Consider the following 17,707-nt stretch of genomic DNA (forward strand, 5'->3'; position numbering starts at 1 on the left):
CACGATGAAGAAGTGCAAAGATGCTTTATTGGGTCAAAGTGAAGCGCAGGCTTATGCCGATGTTGGTGTTCGCACTGGGGAATGAAGTGCTGATGACCGGCTTGTTGATGACCCGCTCGTAGAACACACGCAGACTCAGCCGCTCGCCGATCACATAGTCCACGCTCGCCTTCATCGAGATGATGTCCTGCCCGGCGGTCACCTGGTTCTGTTGCTCTTGGAGCTTGCGGATCACGGTGTTGTTCTGGCGCCAGCTGAAGTCCAGCCGAAGGTTCAGGTCGCTCTTCGGCGTCTTGCCACCGATCGCCACGGGGAACTTCACGTTCTTGAACCGGTAGCCGCTACCGATCACATATTCCTTTCCGCGCACTTCGGTGACCTGGTAGTTGGTGAGGCCGAGGCTGAGATTCCTGTCGCGGTTGTACTCGAACTTGGCCAACAGGCTGTTCTGGAGCGTGGCGTCGAAACCGATGAAGGGGTGCATGACCTCGGCCAAGGTGACCACCGAGATCTGCCGCTCGGGTAGGAAGTTGCCGCCCGCGTCCAGCACACTGCCTCCCTCTTCGTACAACAGATTGGTCTGGTATCCGCCGATGTTGAACGTACTCCGGTAGCTGTGCTTCACGCTGAAGGTGCGGAAGAGCTTCTTGAAAAGGTCGAGCTTGGTGAGGCCGTCGTAGGTGAGGTCCCAGTTCGGAAGCGGGATCAGCTTGAAGGGGTTGAGCTGCACCTTGTTCGGGCTTTTCCCGGTGTAGGCCGAAAGGAAGGAAGCGATCACCACGTCCTGGCTCGTGGAACCGTACCCGATATAGTAGAGGCTGTCGGTGGGGCCGCTGCGCCCGGGGTCCAAGGTGCCAAGGCGTTCGCTGATCACCGGCCTTGCGGCGAGCATGTTGCTGAAGTTTCCGTTCACGAAGTTGTCGTCGTCATTGCTGAAGGTGGTGGCCCAACTGATGGTACTGACGCTGAAGTTGCCGAATTCGCGCGGGCTGTCGTTCACATAGCGCTGCTCGGTGGCGTTCCAACGGAAGAAGGAACTGCGGTTCTCGCTGAGCGTGCGGGTGGCGAGCAGCTCCACGCGCATGCCCTTGAACGGTTCAAGGGAAAGGCGACCGTTGATGGTCTCGGTACGCGTGTTGGTGTACGGATTGTAGATGCTCGGGGTCTCCACTAACCAGCCCTTGCTCGCGGCCTCACTGGCGAAATCGCGCACGTAATTGCCGCTGAGGTCCTGGTTCTGCTCGCCCAGGATGAAGCCGAATCCGGGCGCCCCGAATCCGCGGTCCATGCCGATCACATTGCTACCACGCCCCCAGCCGGGCAACAGGATACCGCTGTTCTGGCTGTAGGTGAACGTGCCGGTACGCACTGTCATCAACAGGCGCGCCAAGCCTTCCAAGGGATTGATCTTCGGGCCGTCCTTGTCTTTGCCCTTGTCCTTGTCATCGTCCTTCTTCGAGGGGCTGCCTCTTTTTGCCGACCTATTGCCTCCGCCCCGGGCCTTGTCGTTGATCTTCTTGAAATACTTGATCTTGTTATACAGGCTCACGAAGTTGAACTGGCCGTTGAGGTTGATGTTCCTCGAGTTCTGGATGGTGTTGCCCACGCTGTCCTGGGTCAGCGGTGCGCGGTCCCACTGATATCCCGCGCCATAAGTGGCGTTCGCGGTGATCCAGTCGGTGATCGGCAGCTTGTCGAACGGCAGGGTGTAGGTGAGGTTCACGATGTGATTGTAGGTGGTGGTCTCCCCGAAGTTCTTCAGGCTGGTGAGCACGCTGTCCTTCCACAGCTTGTATTCGTCGTGGTCGTCGTTGTTCACCCGGCCTGCCGGCTCCCCGATGATGGAATTGTTGTTGGCGTTGAAATCAAGCTTGAGGCTCTTGGTCAGCTCGTAGCGGAATCCGTACTGGTTGGTCCAGTTGAAGCTCTTGTTGTAGGTGGGCGCCGGGGGAAGGCTTTCAATGTCCGGATTGGGCCGGATAAGGCGCTCCATGTAACTGCGGTCGATCGCCGTGCGTGCGGTGAGCTGCTTGAAGCCCAGGTTGAAGTTGAAGTCCTTGATAAGCCGCAGCCATTTGCTGTTGCCGAGGAACGCGACGTTCTCGAAAGGCTTCACCGGCCGGGGCTTTGGGTTGTGCTGGTAGTTCAACGAGCCACGATAGGTGCGCGTGTTCTCGTACTGGGTGTTCACATCATGGAATTCCTGGTCGCCGTACGCATAGGAAAGACCGAAGTTGGACACGTCGAAGAAGTACTCCCGCTTGCTCCCGGCGGCCTTTTCCTTGTGGATGTTGGTGAAGTTGATGCTCCTTCTCCGGGTGTAGGTCCGCAGCTCCTTCAGCCGTTGCTTCTTCTCCTCGCGCGTAAGCGAGCGGGTCGCATCGTTCCATTCGATGTCCGGGTTGAGCGGATCGTACTGCGGATTGATCACCTGCTCGGAAAAGCCCAAGTACATCGGCACTTTCACGCCGGTCTTTTCCGGGAGGAACTTGCTCATCTCCAGGTTGGCGCTCACGTCGATGCCATAGCGGGTGTCGCGCTGCCGCTCGCTCACCTTCTTATCGATGCCACCCCAGCCCGGCGTGCTGTAGTTGCCCGCCACGCTCAGCGTGCCCAGGTCCGCCAACGTGGTGTTCACACGCGCGATGGCCGCCCAGCCGCCGCGCTGGTCGAAGTCCGTTAGGCGCAGCTCGTTCACCCACACCTCCACGCATTTGGAGGAGCCGTCATCATTGGCCCAGGGATTGGCCTGATCCCCGTCCTTCTTCGGGTTCCTGATGCCGATCATGATGGTGTTCATCTGGCTCAGGTTCGGGTTGCCCACAACGCTCACCCGCCGGTCGCCGTCCATCTGTATGTAGCGCTGGTTCACCGGGAAGCCCGCTTGGTTGCGCTGGATCTTCACGTCGTTCAGCTTGGCGAACTCAATGATCATGTTGTTCGCCTCCGGCCATACGTTGTAGGGATCGTTGTTATAGAAGGCGGAGGGCACCACCGGCACCTCATATTCGTAGTAGTTCTGTGCGTAGTCGTTGCCGAGCCGGATGAAGACGCTCGCATCGCCGTAGGCCAACGGACGGGCCGGGTCGCCGGATTCCGCATGGACGTACATCCGCAGCTTCTTGTAGCTCCGGATGTCGAAATTCACGTTACGGAACGCGGCCCGCGCATCCCCATCGCCCAGCCCGCAGGTGTTCAGCTCCAAGGATTGCTCGTTGAGGCTGCGCAGGTTCGCACTGGCGATGTCCGTCTCCTGGTTGATACCGGGTGGAAGCACATAGTTCACCGGTGTACGGTTGCCGTTCTCCTCGATGTTCACTGCCGCCACGTCGAAGGTGGTCTGGTCCGGATCACCGCCGATGATCTCACCGGGCGTCTCCAGTCCCTGTGTGTACTTGCGCCATTCCCCGCGTACGAAATCCAGCCGTGCAAAGCGCAACACCACCGGCTGTGCCCAGCCTTTGACAACGAGCCGCATGAAGCGGATCGAGCGGAAGTCCTGGATCCCGTTCACCGCCTTCTGCGGTTGCCGCACCGGCACTTTGAACTGGTACCAGTATACTTCCTGCCCGCCCGGGGCATGGCCCAAGATCCGGTCCGTGATGAAGTTCTGGCCCACTACCATGTCCGCCGGCCTCAATTTGATACGGTACTGGAAGTAGCTCTCGCTCTCGCTGAGGTTCTGGTCCTGGTTGAGGTCCTCCGTGGTGGGCAGCGTGGTGGCCTGTGAGGGATAGCTCTCCGGGCTGTCCTCGTCGGTGATGGAATTGCCCTCCAGCCCGTTGAAACGCATATACCGCTCCAAAATGGAACGGGCCGGACTGTCGTAGTCGCCGCCGCGGAAGTAGTGGTAATCATCCGCAGAGGGGTCGCCGTTCCACCGTGCGCGGGCACCGGGGACCAAGTTGTTCAGGTATGGCTGGAAGAAACTCTGCTCGTTCAGCCCCGACTGAAAAGCATTGCCGTCCGTATTGGCGAGGCCGTCCATCCCCACGTCCTGGTAGCGATAGGAGTTCTGGTCGCTGATGGCAAAGGCGTTCACCACGCTCTGGGTGGTGGGCACCACGCCCCAGTTGGTCTGATCGGTGGTGGCCGCTTGGTCGCTGGGGTTTTTCGGCAGTCCGTTCTCGAAGCTCTTGCGGCTGTCCCGCAGCACGTCCTCACTGAGGTTCCCCAAGTTGATGTAGAGGTCGCCACCGGTGGTGTTCTGCGCATTCACGTTGCTCGCGGGCTCCCCTTGGGAATTGCTGGCTGCCGGATTGAAGGGGTCCATCATCCAGAACTGTACGGTCTCGATGTTGCTGGCCTCGAAGTCCGTGGTGGTCACGCGGCGCTCGATCCCTGCCCAGTTGCTTTCGGGATCCGGCAGGTTACCGTTGTCCCCCAAGGCCGGGTTGTAGTTGTACGGGCCGCGCTCGGTCGGGTAGTACGCCAGATCGAACACGGGGATGTTACTGGGCGTGCCTGTAGCGAGCTGGCGGTTGGGGAACACCTCGCGTTCCAAGACTTCGCGCGAGCGGTTGTCCGAATCGGAGCCGTCCGGCAAGGGCGGCTTCAGGTTGTTGTTGTTGAAGAACAGCGGGTCGATGACGTACCAGGCGATCAGGGCGCGCTTGAAGCCGGTACGGAGGTCGTTGATGTATTCGCCCTCGGGGAAGAGGTCGCCGGTCTGGCCCATGGGCGTCGGTGCCAGGAACCATTGGCTCTGGGTGCGCATGTCGATGTTGCTCACACTGCCCTCGAAGTCGTCGATGTAGCTGGTTCCTGCGGCACCGATGGCCTTGCTGTGGCCGGGAATGAGGTAAGCGGCCTCACCGCTGGCATCGATGGAACTCGTCTCCTTCGTGTCGAAGAACGGCAGCTTGTCCACCAAGCGGGTGATCAGCCCGCTCTCGCTTTTCCAGTTGGCGTCCAGCCCCAGGATGGTGTTGGCGATCGGCTCATCCCCCACGTTCACCTTCTGCGTGAGCGGACGCTCGTAGAGGTTCATGATCGTGGCGCCGATCACCAGGTCCTTGTTCACCTTGTAGTCGAACCGCGCGCCGGCCAAGGTCTTGGTCTGGATGCTGAAGAGGGAGTTGCTCTCCAAGCTCACATTGATCGGTGTACCACTTTCGAGGATGCCTTGGTTGAGGATCTTCACCCGGCCCAGGTTGTAGTCCACCGTGTAGTCCTGGTTCTCCACCAGTTTCACGCCGCCGGCGGTCACGCTCACGGAGCCCTGCGGGATGTTCACCGAGTTGAGGCTGATCACGTCGCTGCTGGCGCTCTTGAAGCTGCCCTTGAGCTTGAACCGGTTCAGCTCCGGCAAGTTCTCTGCGGCCGTTTTCGTGCTGTCGTAGAGGGCTTGGAACACGATGTTCTTCCGCACTATCGGGATCTGCACGGGATTGTTCGGGTCGGGCCCGATCAACTGCTTGTCCAAGTAGCTGCCGAAAGGCTCCAATACCGGGAAGAAGATGCGGCCGTTCTGGGAGTTGATGGTGCCGCCCATGGTGGCGGCGTTGTCCTGGAAGTCGAACCATCCGTCCGGGTTGGGCCCGCCCTGTTGGTCCAGCCGGTCCAGGCCGAGCGCCTGCAGCAACGGGATCTGGTCGATCGGCGGTTTGGGGACATAGTTGAGGTCCACGCCGGTGGTGGGGTTGTTGTACAGCAGCTCCAACCGGAAATCCTGCGGGTTCACCTGGAAGGCGCCCAAGGAATAAACGTTCTTCATCATCAGGTCCCACAGCGGCTGCCGCGGATCCGTGATGGTGGCTTTCAGCAAGCGCAGCATCAGCGCTTTGGGCGGAGCGATACCGTCCGTGCTGAACTCGCCCACCTGATAGGTCTGGCCTTGGAACGTGTACTGGTAGGCCACGGCCAGCACCTCGTCGTTGTTCAGGTTCTGGTTCAGCCCGATGAAGCCCAAGCGCTCGTTCAAAGTGTATTCGTTCAGGCTCAAGAGCCGCGCGCTCTCAAGCTTCTCATAATTCTTGCTGGCCTGCATGCCCAACAGTTGCAAGGAGGCCGCCGCCGCAGTGAAGGATCGGATCCCCGCGTTGTTGGACACTTGGGTATACAGACTGTTGGCACCGTTGGAGGCCTCGTTGCCCGGCCCGTCGGTGATCAGACCTGCATTCACCAGATTCGCGCTCACCCGGTTGGCCGCTACGCTCGCCGCGCTGGCATCCTCGCCCAGATCGGTGAAGGCCACGATGTTCCGGTTGTTCGTGTAGTCGCTCCGCGTGTTGGTGACCCACACCTCCACCTTGGTCACCTGCACCCCACTGCTCACCGTGGGCAGCGTGCGCATGGCGTTCTCGTAGTTGTCGCGGAAATAGTAGCTGAGAAAGTAGTACTTGTTGGCCTCGTACTCGTCCGCCTTGATATTGAAGTTGGTGGTCTGTGCCCCGCCCGCCACCGCGATATTCTTGCGTTGGCCCTTCTCCTGGCTGAAGATGGCCGTGGCCGTGAGCCTTCCGAACTTCAGCTCCGTCTTCAGGCCGAAGAGGCTCTGGCTGCCCTGGATCAACTGCCCGGTGAGCGGCAGGCTCACGTTGCCCGCCTCGATCTTTTGGATGATGTCGTCGTCGTGCCCGGCGAAATTCAATTTCACCTGGTTCTCGAAATCGAAGGTGGCCTCGGTGTTGTAGCTGGTGTTGATCTTCAACTTGTCACCGATGTTGCCCACTAAGTTCAGTTGGATCTTCTGGTCGAAGTCGAAGGTGGTGATCTTGCGCTGGTCCACCGGTATCCGCGGGTTCTCCGTTTTGCTCGTGTTCACCGCGAAGGTGATCTCTGCGCTTCCCTGTGGCCGGATGTCGATGTTGCAACCGCCGAAGATCCGGCAGAACGTCTCGTTCCGGATCTGGATGCTGGGGATCAGGCTCTTCGCCGCCCGGTCGGTCTCCTCCTCGTTCTTCTCGGCCCAGTAGGTCTTCATGGACTTCGACATGTCGTAGTTCATGTACTCCTCCAATGTCATGCTCTGCGGCGGGCGGTAATCGATGTTCTCGCCCATTGTGCTCCGTAGGATGTATTCGCCGGTCACCGGGTCGTACACCACGTCGTTCGTCACGTTGCTGGGCGTGCCCAGGTCGATGGTGCCTGTGTTCTCATCCCCGGTGGCGGGCGGGTCGACGATCGGGTAATGGAGGTCCGTCTGCGGGCTGTCTACCTGGAGCACGGTGTTGAAGGTCCAGTTGGCATAGGCACCACGGGCCGTGAAAGCAATAAGGACAAACAACGCAAAAGAGCGGAGCAGGGGCCGAAGCGTGGTGGATGCGGTCATCAGTCTCGCCAAAGCGTGCTCAGCTGTTCTTCAGGGTAAGCCTGATCAATTCCTCCACCTCCGGCGGGTCGTTCTTCCGTTCGTCCAGAACCCGCTGTAGCGAACGCTCTGCCTTGGCCCTGTCCAACCCCAAGGAGATCAAGGCCGATAACGCCTCGGACCTCAGGGTATTGCCCCCTCCCAATGCCGGCCCGGCGAGTTTCTCGATCGGGTCCAAGGATAGCTTTTCACGCAATTCCTGTACGATCCGCTGGGCCAGTTTGGGGCCTATCCCCTTCACGCTCTTCAAAGCCGATTCATCCCCGTGCATGATCGCCGTGCGCAGGTCCGCCGCACGGCGTGCACCAAGAATGGATAACCCGATGGTGCTGCTCACCCCCTGCACGCTGATCAACTGACGGAACAAATGGCGCTCCTCTTGGTCCATGAACCCGTACAGGCGATGCTCGCTCAGGCCACTGCGCACGTCCATGGAAACGGTGTAGTGGATGAACAGCTTGCACGCGCCGCGCTGCGGCAGGTCGCCGTAGGTATTGGCGGTGATGTGTACCAAGTACCCAACGCCGTTGCATTCCACCACCGCATGGGCGGGGGTCCGTTCCGCGATCTCGCCGCGCAGGCTGTCTATCATTCAAGGCCTCCCAACGCTTCGATTATGCGATCGTGGGAGGAGGGTAAAAGTGGAACTATGGGCGTGGGGTTTTGGCCAAAAGGGCTGCAAAATAAGCGGAACTACCGAACTGCGACATTCCATTCGGCAGGAGCCCCTATAAAACCACGAAAGCGCTGGTCGAAGCCCTCTCATCACATTGCCGCATCCGTTGTGCCCACGGGGCTTTATGACTTGATCCAGAGCGGATCATGGGATCTCAATTGCAGATCGCGTGATCGCCTAAGATCTGCGTTCATCATTTCTTTCAGCGTTATCCGCGCATGGACGAAGCTGCTTCGAATGCCGCAGGCATTCCTTTGCGGTCTGTATTCCTTTGCGCTCTTTGCGTTCTTCGCGGTAAAAACCAACGATACTCGTCCTCCAGACCTTTGCACCATGCGTATCATCTTCTTCACCGGCGCGGGCATCAGTGCGGAGAGCGGCCTGCGCACCTTCCGCGACAGCGATGGCCTGTGGGAGGAATACCGCATCGAGGAAGTGGCCACGCCCGAAGCGTTCGCCAAAGACCCCGAACGCGTGCTCCGCTTTTATGATGAACGCCGGGCACAGGTGCTGAAGGCGGTGCCCAACGCGGCCCATCTCGCGATCGCCGAGCTTCAAGAGCATCATTCCATAGGGGTGGTGACCCAGAACATCGATGACCTGCACGAACGCGCGGGCAGCAAAGAGGTGCTTCATCTCCATGGCGAGATCCTCAAGGCCCGCAGCACATTGGACCCCGACATTGTGATCCCCCTCACCACAACACACCTGAAGTTAGGGGACCGGTGCCCCTTGGGTTCCCAATTGCGGCCCCATATCGTGTGGTTCGGCGAAGAGGTGCCGATGCTCGGAGAGGCTGCTGCGATGGTGGCCGGGGCGGACGTATTGGTGGTTGTCGGCAGCTCTTTACAGGTCTACCCTGCAGCTGGTCTGCTCCACGCCGCCTCCCCCCTTGCCCAGGTCCATCTGGTAGATCCCCAGGATATTGGCACCCAAGGGCCGCGCATCCGGCACTGGAAGGAAAAAGCCAGCATAGGCGTACCCATGCTGGCCCGGTTCCTGAAAGAAAATGTGCGTCAGTAGAGGCAAGCCACCACAGCAACCATCATGCTCTTAAGAGGAGCACAACTGACAGCTACCTCACCGCGCTACCACCACACGCTTCGTCGCAAGCGCCTTTCCATTACGCTTCAATACGGCGAACCAAACACCGCTGGAGAGGTCACCCTCGCGCAGCGTCATTTTGCCTTGTGCGGCACTGATGGGCTGGACCAGTTTGCGTTCGCCCAGCACATTGTACATCTCTAATTGCGTGCCTGCGGCAGTAGTAGTCAGGTCATAGTTGATCGTGATGTCACCGCCCGTGGAAGGATTGGGGAATACCATAAAGGCACGCACGGCTGATGCCTCTTCCGCGATGCCGGCGGGTTCGGTCATATTGAAGACGAGGTCCACCCATGTGCTGTCGTTGGGGTTGGCCAAGTCAAACCAAACATAGCGGAAGGTGGCTTCTCCAACGATTCCATTCGGTTTGTAATAGCCATGGAAGCCGTTCACGGTTTGCCCATTTGTCATGTAGATGGGGTCCAATGCGGTCCATACCGGCCTTAGACCTGCGGGTACTGCATCGTAGCACTCGTACCAGCAGAAATAATTGGCCGTTCCAGCGGGGACCGACTGCTCATACCGCCTCACGTTGATCGTAAGATCGCTGCCGGAGGTATTCTCCGCTGAAAGCCCAACTCCCGGTGTTTGCTCTGAGTCACCCGAAAGAGGTTCATTGACGGTGATCACCGTCCCGTTCACCAAGGCACCCGAGGCATCCCTGAGGGAGATCACTTGTGCCTGTGCACCAAGGAAGGTGCCGCAGGAGAGTACGAGCAGAAAAATTGAGCAGGGTTGCTTCATGGTCCGGTTCTTTCAGTGTCTGGTCCTATTGACGCAAAGTTAACCCGGCCACGGATCAGACCGACGCCGAAATCGGGTTTATTCACGCGATTAAGATCCCAATGATGGACGAAGTGATCGAATGGGGCGCACCTTGCATCCCCTTAGTTTAGCGATCCGAAAAACCCAAATCCCTGAACATGAAGAAGCTACTACTCATCTCCGCCTTGGCCATCCTCGGCGGCAACACGGTACAGGCACAGTGCCCTACAGGCGAAGTTCCAGTGACCGTCTCCATCTGGACCGACGCTTATGGCACTGAGACCACATGGACGCTCGTGAGCGCAGGCAATACCCTTGCCTCCGGCGGCCCATACGCTGACCAAACCTCGGCCGGAGCATTCGCACAGACACCTGTCACTGTTTGCGTCACCTTGGGCGCTTCCGTGGTTTTCACGATAACTGACGCCTATGGTGACGGCATGTGCTGCGCTTATGGTGAGGGGCACTATGATGTTTCCATGAATGGTTGCACCACCGTGGCCTCGGGCGGAGAGTTCACAACCAGCGCATCCACCACCTTCACCACCACACCACAGATCCCCTTGGACCTCGAAATGATCTCGGTGAACTTGACGGACGTAGCACTCGGGGGATCACCTGTCAACATCAGCGGCCAGATCAAGAACTCGGGTGCCACTAACATCACCTCGTACGACCTGAACTACAGTGTGGACGGCAGTGCGCTCGTCACCCAGTCCATGACCAATACCATTCCCTCCTGCGGCACCTACGATTTCACGCACAATACCCCTTGGAGCGGCGATGCCGGCTACCACACGGTAGTGATCTCCGTGAGCAATGTGAACGGGACCACCGATGGCATGCCGAGCAATGACTCGAAGACCATCACCACCTCCATGGCCACTCAAACGGTATCACGCGTTGCCACGGTGGAGGAGTTCGGTAGTTCAACCTGCCCCCCCTGCTTCCCCTTTGCGGAGAATTTCACCCCTGCTGTTGACGCCTTCAATACGAACGAACCCGGTTCTAACGTGGTCACCGTGGAATACCACATGAACTGGCCCAGCCCCGGCAATGACCGCAGCTATAACCCTGACGGCACCACGCGACGCGGGTATTATGGTGTCAACGGCATCCCTTCCCCATGGATCGACGGACGGGAAATGGGCGGGTACACGACCGCCGAGATCACCGGGGACATCAATACCGCTTTGAACGTGCCCGCCTTCATGGACCTCGATGTGAGCTACACCCTCAGCGGCACGGCCATCACCGTCACCTCCGTGGTGACCCCGCACTTTGACGTCCCCAGTGGCTATAAGCTCTATGTCGCTGTCACCGAGAACCTCTATACGGGTACCACCACCGTTAGTGGATACAATCCTTACGATTTCCATGACACCATGCGGAAGATGCTGCCCAATGGCAACGGGACCACGCTTGGCGCCTTCGTGGACGGTGTTCCGCAAACGTACACGCATAACTACACCTTGACGGAAGGCAACCCCCAGCAGGGCAACTACAACCTTTGGGGGACCGTGGACGGGATCTCGGTCGTGGCGTTCGTGCAGAAAACCGCTACCGATCAGATCTTCCAAGGTGCGATCGCCACCCTCTCCTCCGGTGTCACCGATCTCGGGCGTGACAACAGCCTGGTCAGTGTATGGCCAAACCCGACTTCCGGCACGGTGAACCTGCGCTACGGAAAAACCACCAACAGCCCGGTGCAGGTGGAGGTATACAATGTGCTCGGTGACCGCGTGATGGACACCCAACGCTCCTTCACCACCGGCCAGACGCAACTACTCGACCTCACGAACCTTGACAACGGCATGTATCTGTTGAGCGTCACCGCCGACGGTGTCCGTTCCACCAGCCGCGTAACGGTGAACAAGTGATCCATTCCACCGCTAACAAGAAAGGCCGACGGACCCGCACGGGACCGTCGGCCTTTTCTTTGGCCCGGGGTTTGAATGAACGCCGAAGCCCGGCAGAATGCCGCCCGCAATACGAACCACTAACCCGACCCACATGAAGAATACCATCCTTTCCATCGCCCTGCTGCTCCCCGTGCTCCTCTTTGCCCAAAGCGGGAAACTCCCGTCCGTGACCGTGCAGGACATGAACGGACAGAAGGTGAACACCTCCACGTGGAGCAACGACGGCAAGCCCATGATCGTGAACTTCTGGGCCACTTGGTGCGCGCCCTGCAAGCGCGAGCTCAACGCTATCAACGACCTCTATCCCGACTGGTAGAAAGAGACCGGCGTGAAACTGATGGCCGTGAGCATCGATGACACCCGCAGCATGAACCGCGTGAAGCCCTACGTGAACGGCCAGGCCTGGGACTACGAGGTGTACCTCGACCCCAACGGCGACCTGAAGCGCGCCCTGAACGTGAACAACGTACCGCACACCTTCCTCGTGGACGGCAAGGGCAACATCGTATGGCAGCACAACAACTACGAACCCGGTGACGAGAACGAACTGTACAAGCAGGTGAAGATGCTGGCGGGAAAGTGAGCTTCGGAGACCCTGCTCTTTTAGTGGACGCGGAGGCGCAGACCGTGTTACGCCGTAGCGGCCATGCCCAGGCGAGGGCGCGGAGAACTCGATGACCGGTACCCCCTGTGTATGGTTTCCAATGGTCAAGAATGAATGGAAGGGGCTGGATTGAAGAGGTGCTGTAATTTGCCCCCTGTGCTCATGGGTTATCGCCCAAGGCCGTTCAGGTATTGCATTTCTCTGCGCCTCTGCGTCCAAATCTCATTACGATCCAACATGCATCCACGCCATACCCACGGCATCGTCATAGCCTCCATTTCCCTCTGCCTCTCCGGTAGCCTCTTCGCTCAAGGCGGGGGCGAGATCCACGGCAACTTCAGCATGGACGGCCAGCTGTACAGTGATGACGAACAGATCGGCGCGGTGAAGCCCCCGGCGGACTTCGGCCTCAACTCCTGGTCCAATCTCAACTACCGCAACGGCAATTTCGATGCCGGCCTGCGCTTCGAAAGCTATGAACCGGCCTTGTTGGGATACCCTGCGGGTGCGGCCTACAAAGGCACCGGTCTCGGCTATCGCTACGCCTCCTTCCGGAAAGACGGGCTGGAAGTGACGGCGGGCAACTTCTACGAGCAGTTCGGGCAGGGCCTTGCGTTCCGCGGCTACGAGGAACGCGCCTTGGGCGTGGACAATGCCATGGACGGGCTGCGCGTGAAGTTCAGTCCGGACACTGGCATCTACCTCAAGGGCATCATCGGCACCCAGCGCTTGGCGTTCGACAAGCGCGCCACCCAGGGCGTGGGCACGGTGCGCGGCATCGACGGCGAGATCTCCTTGGTGGAAGCCTTTCCGCGCTTTTTCCCGAAGTTGGCGGAGAAAGGGAACAACCTCACTGTGGGCGGCTCCTTCGTCAGCAAATTCCAGACCGACCAGGACCCCTTGCTTGAACTGCCCGAGAACGTGGGCATTTGGGCGGCACGCGCCCACTACACCAACGCCAAATGGGACCTGTACAGCGAATACGCCTACAAGATCAACGACCCCAACGGCAGCAACAACAACATATACAAGCCCGGCCAGGCCCTTATGGCCAATGCCACCTACAGCGTACGCGGCTTGGGCATAAGCGCCGGTGCCCACACCTATGACAACATGGTATACCAGAGCGACCGGGGTGCGCCCAGCCTCTTCGACCTCAACATCAATTACCTCCCCACCCTCGCCAAACAGCACTCCTACAACCTCCCCGCCACGCTTTATCCCTACGCCACCCAGCCCAACGGCGAGGTGTCCTACCAGGGTGAGGTGTTCTACAAATTCAAGCGCGGCAGCAAACTGGGCGGGAAGTATGGCACCAAGATCACGGTGAACTGGAGCGGTGCGTGGAGCTTGGACAGCACGGCCATCCCCAATGACACGGTGCATTACATAGGCTACGACACCAAGTTCTTCTCCATGGGTGACCGGCAATACTTCGGCGATCTCAACGTGGAATTGCGCAAGAAACTGAGCCCCACGTGGGAACTGGCCCTCACCTACCTCAATTTCGTTTACGACATTGCCACGGTGCAAGGGCACCCCGGATATCCCGTGGTCTATGCGGACATCTTCGTGCTTGAAGGTCTGCACAATTTCAACGACAAGACCTCCGTGCGTTTCGAGGCCCAGCATCTCAGCACCAAGCAGGACCAGGGGAATTGGGCCACCGCCCTGGCCGAGTTCACCTTCAGCCCGCATTGGTTCGTGGCCGCGCTGGATCAGTACAACTATGGCGGTTCCGTGGAGACCGAGCAGATCCACTACCCCATCGGCAGCTTCGGTTATATCCGTGGCGGATCGCGCTTCTCCTTCAGCTACGGCCGCCAGCGTGCAGGCATTTTCTGCGTGGGCGGTGTATGCCGCGTGGTACCTGCCGCCAATGGACTTACCGCATCCATCACCACAACATTCTGAACCATGCGCAACCTCATCATCCCGATCCTCCTGATCGCTTCTCTTTCAGGTTGTGACATCATCGATCAGCCCAAGGCCGAAACGGCAAGTCCGGTGGTGGCGGGCGGTGGCGTTACACGTAATGTGTTGTTGGAGGATTGCACTGGGCACCTTTGTCCCAATTGTCCGGAGGCGGCACTGATAGCGGATCACTTGAAGGGGGTGTATGGCGACCGCTTGGTCGTGGTGGCCGTACACATGTCCTCCACGTTCGCCGCCCCCCAATTACCGCTCGGCGACGGGGTCTATGACACGGATTTCCGGACACCGGCGGGGAACGAGTATGAAACGACCTTCTCCGTCAGTGGTTTACCAAAAGGGCTGATCGGTCGTGCACCGTACAACAACCTCATGCCTGTTTCCAGAAGTAATTGGAGCCCCGCAGTGGCCCAATTGATCGACCTTCCTGCAAGCATTGACCTCTGGTTCGACACGCTCAGCTATAACAGTGCTACGGACATGGTATCCGCCACCGTGAAAGCGGCCGTGTTAAATGCTATTCCAGCGCCACAGAACCTCACGATCTACCTGACCGAGGACCACATCATCGATTGGCAGGAGGACGGCAGCCAACCGTTGGGGCAACAGGACATCGAGAACTACGAACACCGCCATGTGCTCCGTGCCGCGCTGAACAGCCCATGGGGTGAGGCCTTCATTTCTGCGGACGCGCAACCCGGCGACACCTTGATCAGCACCTTCTCCTATCCCCTTCCATCTGTTGGCGCGGTGAACCAAGTGCTCAACACGGACAACTGCGCCCTTGTGGCCTATGTGTCCAACAGCGCCGGCGCTGCCCAGTACGAGGTACAGCAGGTGACGGAGCGGAAGTTCGTACCCTAGAGGCACCCCCGACTTCCGCCCACATACGGATCGACCGATCTGCACGTTCATGCTCCTTTGGGGCTGTTCCGATCCAACTTGCCAAGTTGTAAACGATCGATCCCGAGGTGTTGCAGAAGGTGCTCGGAGCACTTATCTTCATCCCACGTATCGGACCTGCAAGCCGTTGCCTAACGAAGAACCGTGATGAAGGAAAATGGAAGGAAGATGCTGGAACTCAGCCAGCAAGTGCTTCAAAAAGTGAGCTTCGACCCCCGATTGTTCCGGAAGGAACTGGTGAAGGCCGCAAGCTGGGTCGGCGACCGTGATCAACTGCTCCTAAAAGCCTGGTGTTTGGCCACCTTTGGTCACATGTACAAGGACGTGATCCTGGAGGTGTTCCAGCGGTCGATGCGTGCGTGAGCGGGAATGGAACGCAGATAACGCTGAAAGCGTGGATCAACGCAGATAAAATGGTGATCGGGACCAGTGATCGGTGATCGGACGATCTCCGACTCACAGACTCACGACTCCGTGACTCCGTGACTCTGTGGTGTACCTCCCTGCTCGCCCAAGTACCTCAAGTTCCGTTTCAGCCCCTCGTACTTCGTGCGTTTCACTGGGCTTCCTTGAAAGAGTTCATCGAAGAGCACCTCGGTCATACCGTGCCACTCGTCCGCTGTTAGGCCCATCAATTCCGGCTTCGGGTTGAAGTCCGGTTCTTGGTGAGGTGTGCTGAAGCGGTTCCATGGGCATACCTGCTGACAGATGTCGCAGCCGAACGCCCAGTTCTTGAAGTCCCCGGCATCCGTGGGAATGGCGTCCTTCAGTTCGATGGTGAAGTAGCTGATGCACTTGCTGCCGTCCACGCCGTAGGGAGTGATCGCATCCGTGGGGCAGGCGTCGATGCAACGCCGGCACGTACCACAGTGGTCCGTGGCAGGCGCGTCCGGTGCAAGTTCCAGGTCCAGGATGATCTCACAGAGAAAGAAGAACGAGCCGTTGCTCTGGCGTATCACGTTGGTGTGCTTTCCGCGCCAACCGATGCCCGCTTTCTGCGCCCAAGCCTTCTCCAGCACCGGCGCACTGTCCGTAAAGCAGCGCATGGCCACCTCACCGAACTGCTCCGTGATAAAGGCCATCAAGGGTTTTAGGCGCTGCTTCACCACTTTGTGGTAATCGCGGCCGTAAGCGTACGTGCTGAGCTTCGGCGCTTCGGGGTCTTCCTGCTTGTCCGGGGTGAAGTAGTTGTAGGCCAGACTGATCACGCTTTTGGCGCCGAGCACCAGCTTCCGTGGATCAAGCCGCAGGTCGAAGTGGTTCGCCATGTAGCTCATCGCACCATTCCTTTCCTCGCTGAGCCAGCGTTCCAACCGGGGAGCTTCTGTGTCTAAGAACCCGGCCTCAGCAATGCCGCACGCGAGAAAGCCCAGCTCACCGGCCTTGGTCTTGATGCGTGCCGAACGTTCCGTAGTGTCGATCATGCGGATAAGGTAGAAGCACCGCCACCGGGCGCTTCACTCGAACAGACCTCCCGGCTTGGGCTTCGGGGCCTTGCCCAGATGCTTGTAGGCGCGTTCGGTGGCCTGCCTGCCGCGCGGGGTGCGCATGATGTAGCCCTCCATGATCAGGAACGGCTCGTAGACCTCCTCGATGGTGCCGCTTTCCTCGCCCACCGCCGTGGCCACGGTATTCAAGCCCACGGGACCACCGGCGAACTTATCAATGATGCAGAGCAGGATGCGGTTGTCCATCTCGTCCAGGCCGTGCGCATCCACGTTGAGCGCCTTCAGCGCATGCTTCGCGATGGCCATATCAATGCTGCCATCACCTTGGATCTGTGCAAAATCACGCACCCGGCGTAGCAGTGAGTTGGCAATGCGGGGCGTGCCGCGGCTCCGGCGCGCGATCTCATGTGCCGCCTCCTCCACAATGGGAACATGCAAGAGGCTCGCGGAGCGTTTCAGGATGCCTGTGAGCGTTTCGGCGTCGTAATAGTCCAACCGGCTATTGATCCCGAACCGTGCACGCAGCGGAGCCGTGAGCAGGCCACTGCGCGTGGTGGCGCCCACCAAGGTGAACGGGTTCAGGTTGATCTGCACCGTGCGTGCGTTCGGACCCGCGTCGATCACTAGATCGATACGGTAGTCCTCCATGGCGCTGTAGAGGTATTCCTCTACGATGGGGCTGAGCCGGTGGATCTCGTCGATGAAGAGGATGTCGTGCGGCTCCAGGTTGGTGAGCAGGCCAGCGAGGTCCGCAGGCTTGTCCAACACCGGGCCGCTCGTTACGCGCATGCCCACGCCCATTTCGTGGGCGATGATCCCGGCGAGGGTGGTTTTCCCCAATCCTGGCGGACCATGCAGCAGCACGTGGTCCAAGGCTTCTTCGCGCATCTTGGCTGCCTGCACGAACACTTTCAAGTTGTCCGTAACGGCCTTCTGCCCGGCGAATTCTTCGAACCGGCGCGGGCGCAGCACCTGTTCCATCTCCTTGTCGGAGGCGGAACGCTGTTCATCACGGACGTCGAACTGCTCAGCCATGGGCGA

Annotated in this window: 10 protein-coding genes and 1 pseudogene; 6 read left to right on the forward strand and 5 right to left on the reverse strand. The window is 59.2% G+C overall.

The genetic code is table 11. The features are described 5' to 3' along the window. Positions 1-25: 25 nt before the first annotated feature. Positions 26-7,273: a cell surface protein SprA gene (gene sprA, locus IPP95_09125; GenBank protein ID QQS71355.1), complete on the reverse strand. Its 7,248-nt coding sequence runs from the start codon at positions 7,271-7,273 to the stop codon at positions 26-28. 19 nt (positions 7,274-7,292) lie between these two features. Continuing rightward, entirely contained in the window at positions 7,293-7,904 is a 612-nt protein-coding gene (locus tag IPP95_09130; GenBank protein ID QQS71356.1) for a Holliday junction branch migration protein RuvA, read from the reverse strand. Between the two features lie 417 nt (positions 7,905-8,321). Between IPP95_09130 and IPP95_09135 the strand changes: the two genes are divergently transcribed. Next, on the forward strand, positions 8,322-9,011 hold the full coding sequence (locus IPP95_09135; protein QQS71357.1) for an NAD-dependent deacylase: 690 nt from the start codon (positions 8,322-8,324) through the stop codon (positions 9,009-9,011). Positions 9,012-9,068: 57 nt separating this feature from the next. On the opposite strand, the gene IPP95_09140 is transcribed toward IPP95_09135, so the two are convergent. After that, positions 9,069-9,836 (reverse strand): T9SS type A sorting domain-containing protein, encoded by a 768-nt coding sequence (locus IPP95_09140; GenBank protein ID QQS71358.1) that lies wholly within the window; start codon positions 9,834-9,836, stop codon positions 9,069-9,071. Between the two features lie 179 nt (positions 9,837-10,015). Between IPP95_09140 and IPP95_09145 the strand changes: the two genes are divergently transcribed. The 5 genes and pseudogenes from IPP95_09145 (at position 10,016) to IPP95_09165 (ending at position 15,581) form a co-directional block, all read left to right on the forward strand. Next, positions 10,016-11,737 (forward strand): Omp28-related outer membrane protein, encoded by a 1,722-nt coding sequence (locus IPP95_09145; GenBank protein QQS71359.1) that lies wholly within the window; start codon positions 10,016-10,018, stop codon positions 11,735-11,737. A gap of 133 nt (positions 11,738-11,870) precedes the next feature. Then, positions 11,871-12,362, forward strand: a pseudogene (locus tag IPP95_09150) (TlpA family protein disulfide reductase). Between the two features lie 258 nt (positions 12,363-12,620). After that, positions 12,621-14,297, forward strand: coding sequence for a hypothetical protein (locus IPP95_09155; GenBank protein QQS71360.1), 1,677 nt, complete (start codon positions 12,621-12,623; stop codon positions 14,295-14,297). Positions 14,298-14,300: 3 nt separating this feature from the next. Then, positions 14,301-15,179 (forward strand): Omp28-related outer membrane protein, encoded by an 879-nt coding sequence (locus IPP95_09160; protein QQS71361.1) that lies wholly within the window; start codon positions 14,301-14,303, stop codon positions 15,177-15,179. A gap of 207 nt (positions 15,180-15,386) precedes the next feature. After that, positions 15,387-15,581 (forward strand): hypothetical protein, encoded by a 195-nt coding sequence (locus IPP95_09165; protein ID QQS74238.1) that lies wholly within the window; start codon positions 15,387-15,389, stop codon positions 15,579-15,581. Positions 15,582-15,682: 101 nt separating this feature from the next. Here the strand turns inward: IPP95_09165 and queG are convergent, their stop codons facing one another. Both queG and ruvB read right to left on the reverse strand, forming a co-directional pair. After that, positions 15,683-16,642 carry a tRNA epoxyqueuosine(34) reductase QueG gene (queG, locus tag IPP95_09170; protein ID QQS71362.1) on the reverse strand — a complete coding sequence of 320 codons (960 nt, stop codon included), beginning with the start codon at positions 16,640-16,642 and terminating at the stop codon, positions 15,683-15,685. Between the two features lie 33 nt (positions 16,643-16,675). Next, entirely contained in the window at positions 16,676-17,701 is a 1,026-nt protein-coding gene (gene ruvB, locus IPP95_09175) for a Holliday junction branch migration DNA helicase RuvB (GenBank protein ID QQS71363.1), read from the reverse strand. Positions 17,702-17,707: the final 6 nt, after the last annotated feature.

This window comes from Flavobacteriales bacterium, assembly GCA_016700415.1.
Classification (GTDB): domain Bacteria; phylum Bacteroidota; class Bacteroidia; order Flavobacteriales_F; family PHOS-HE28; genus PHOS-HE28.

Coding starts and splice junctions, on each gene's coding strand:
- IPP95_09135 (QQS71357.1), top strand. CDS start 8,322: ATGCGTATCATCTTCTTCACCGGCGCGGGCATCAGTGCGGAGAGCGGC.
- sprA (QQS71355.1), bottom strand. CDS start 7,273: ATGACCGCATCCACCACGCTTCGGCCCCTGCTCCGCTCTTTTGCGTTG.
- IPP95_09145 (QQS71359.1), top strand. CDS start 10,016: ATGAAGAAGCTACTACTCATCTCCGCCTTGGCCATCCTCGGCGGCAAC.
- queG (QQS71362.1), bottom strand. CDS start 16,642: ATGATCGACACTACGGAACGTTCGGCACGCATCAAGACCAAGGCCGGT.
- IPP95_09155 (QQS71360.1), top strand. CDS start 12,621: ATGCATCCACGCCATACCCACGGCATCGTCATAGCCTCCATTTCCCTC.
- IPP95_09165 (QQS74238.1), top strand. CDS start 15,387: ATGCTGGAACTCAGCCAGCAAGTGCTTCAAAAAGTGAGCTTCGACCCC.
- IPP95_09140 (QQS71358.1), bottom strand. CDS start 9,836: ATGAAGCAACCCTGCTCAATTTTTCTGCTCGTACTCTCCTGCGGCACC.
- IPP95_09160 (QQS71361.1), top strand. CDS start 14,301: ATGCGCAACCTCATCATCCCGATCCTCCTGATCGCTTCTCTTTCAGGT.
- IPP95_09130 (QQS71356.1), bottom strand. CDS start 7,904: ATGATAGACAGCCTGCGCGGCGAGATCGCGGAACGGACCCCCGCCCAT.
- ruvB (QQS71363.1), bottom strand. CDS start 17,701: ATGGCTGAGCAGTTCGACGTCCGTGATGAACAGCGTTCCGCCTCCGAC.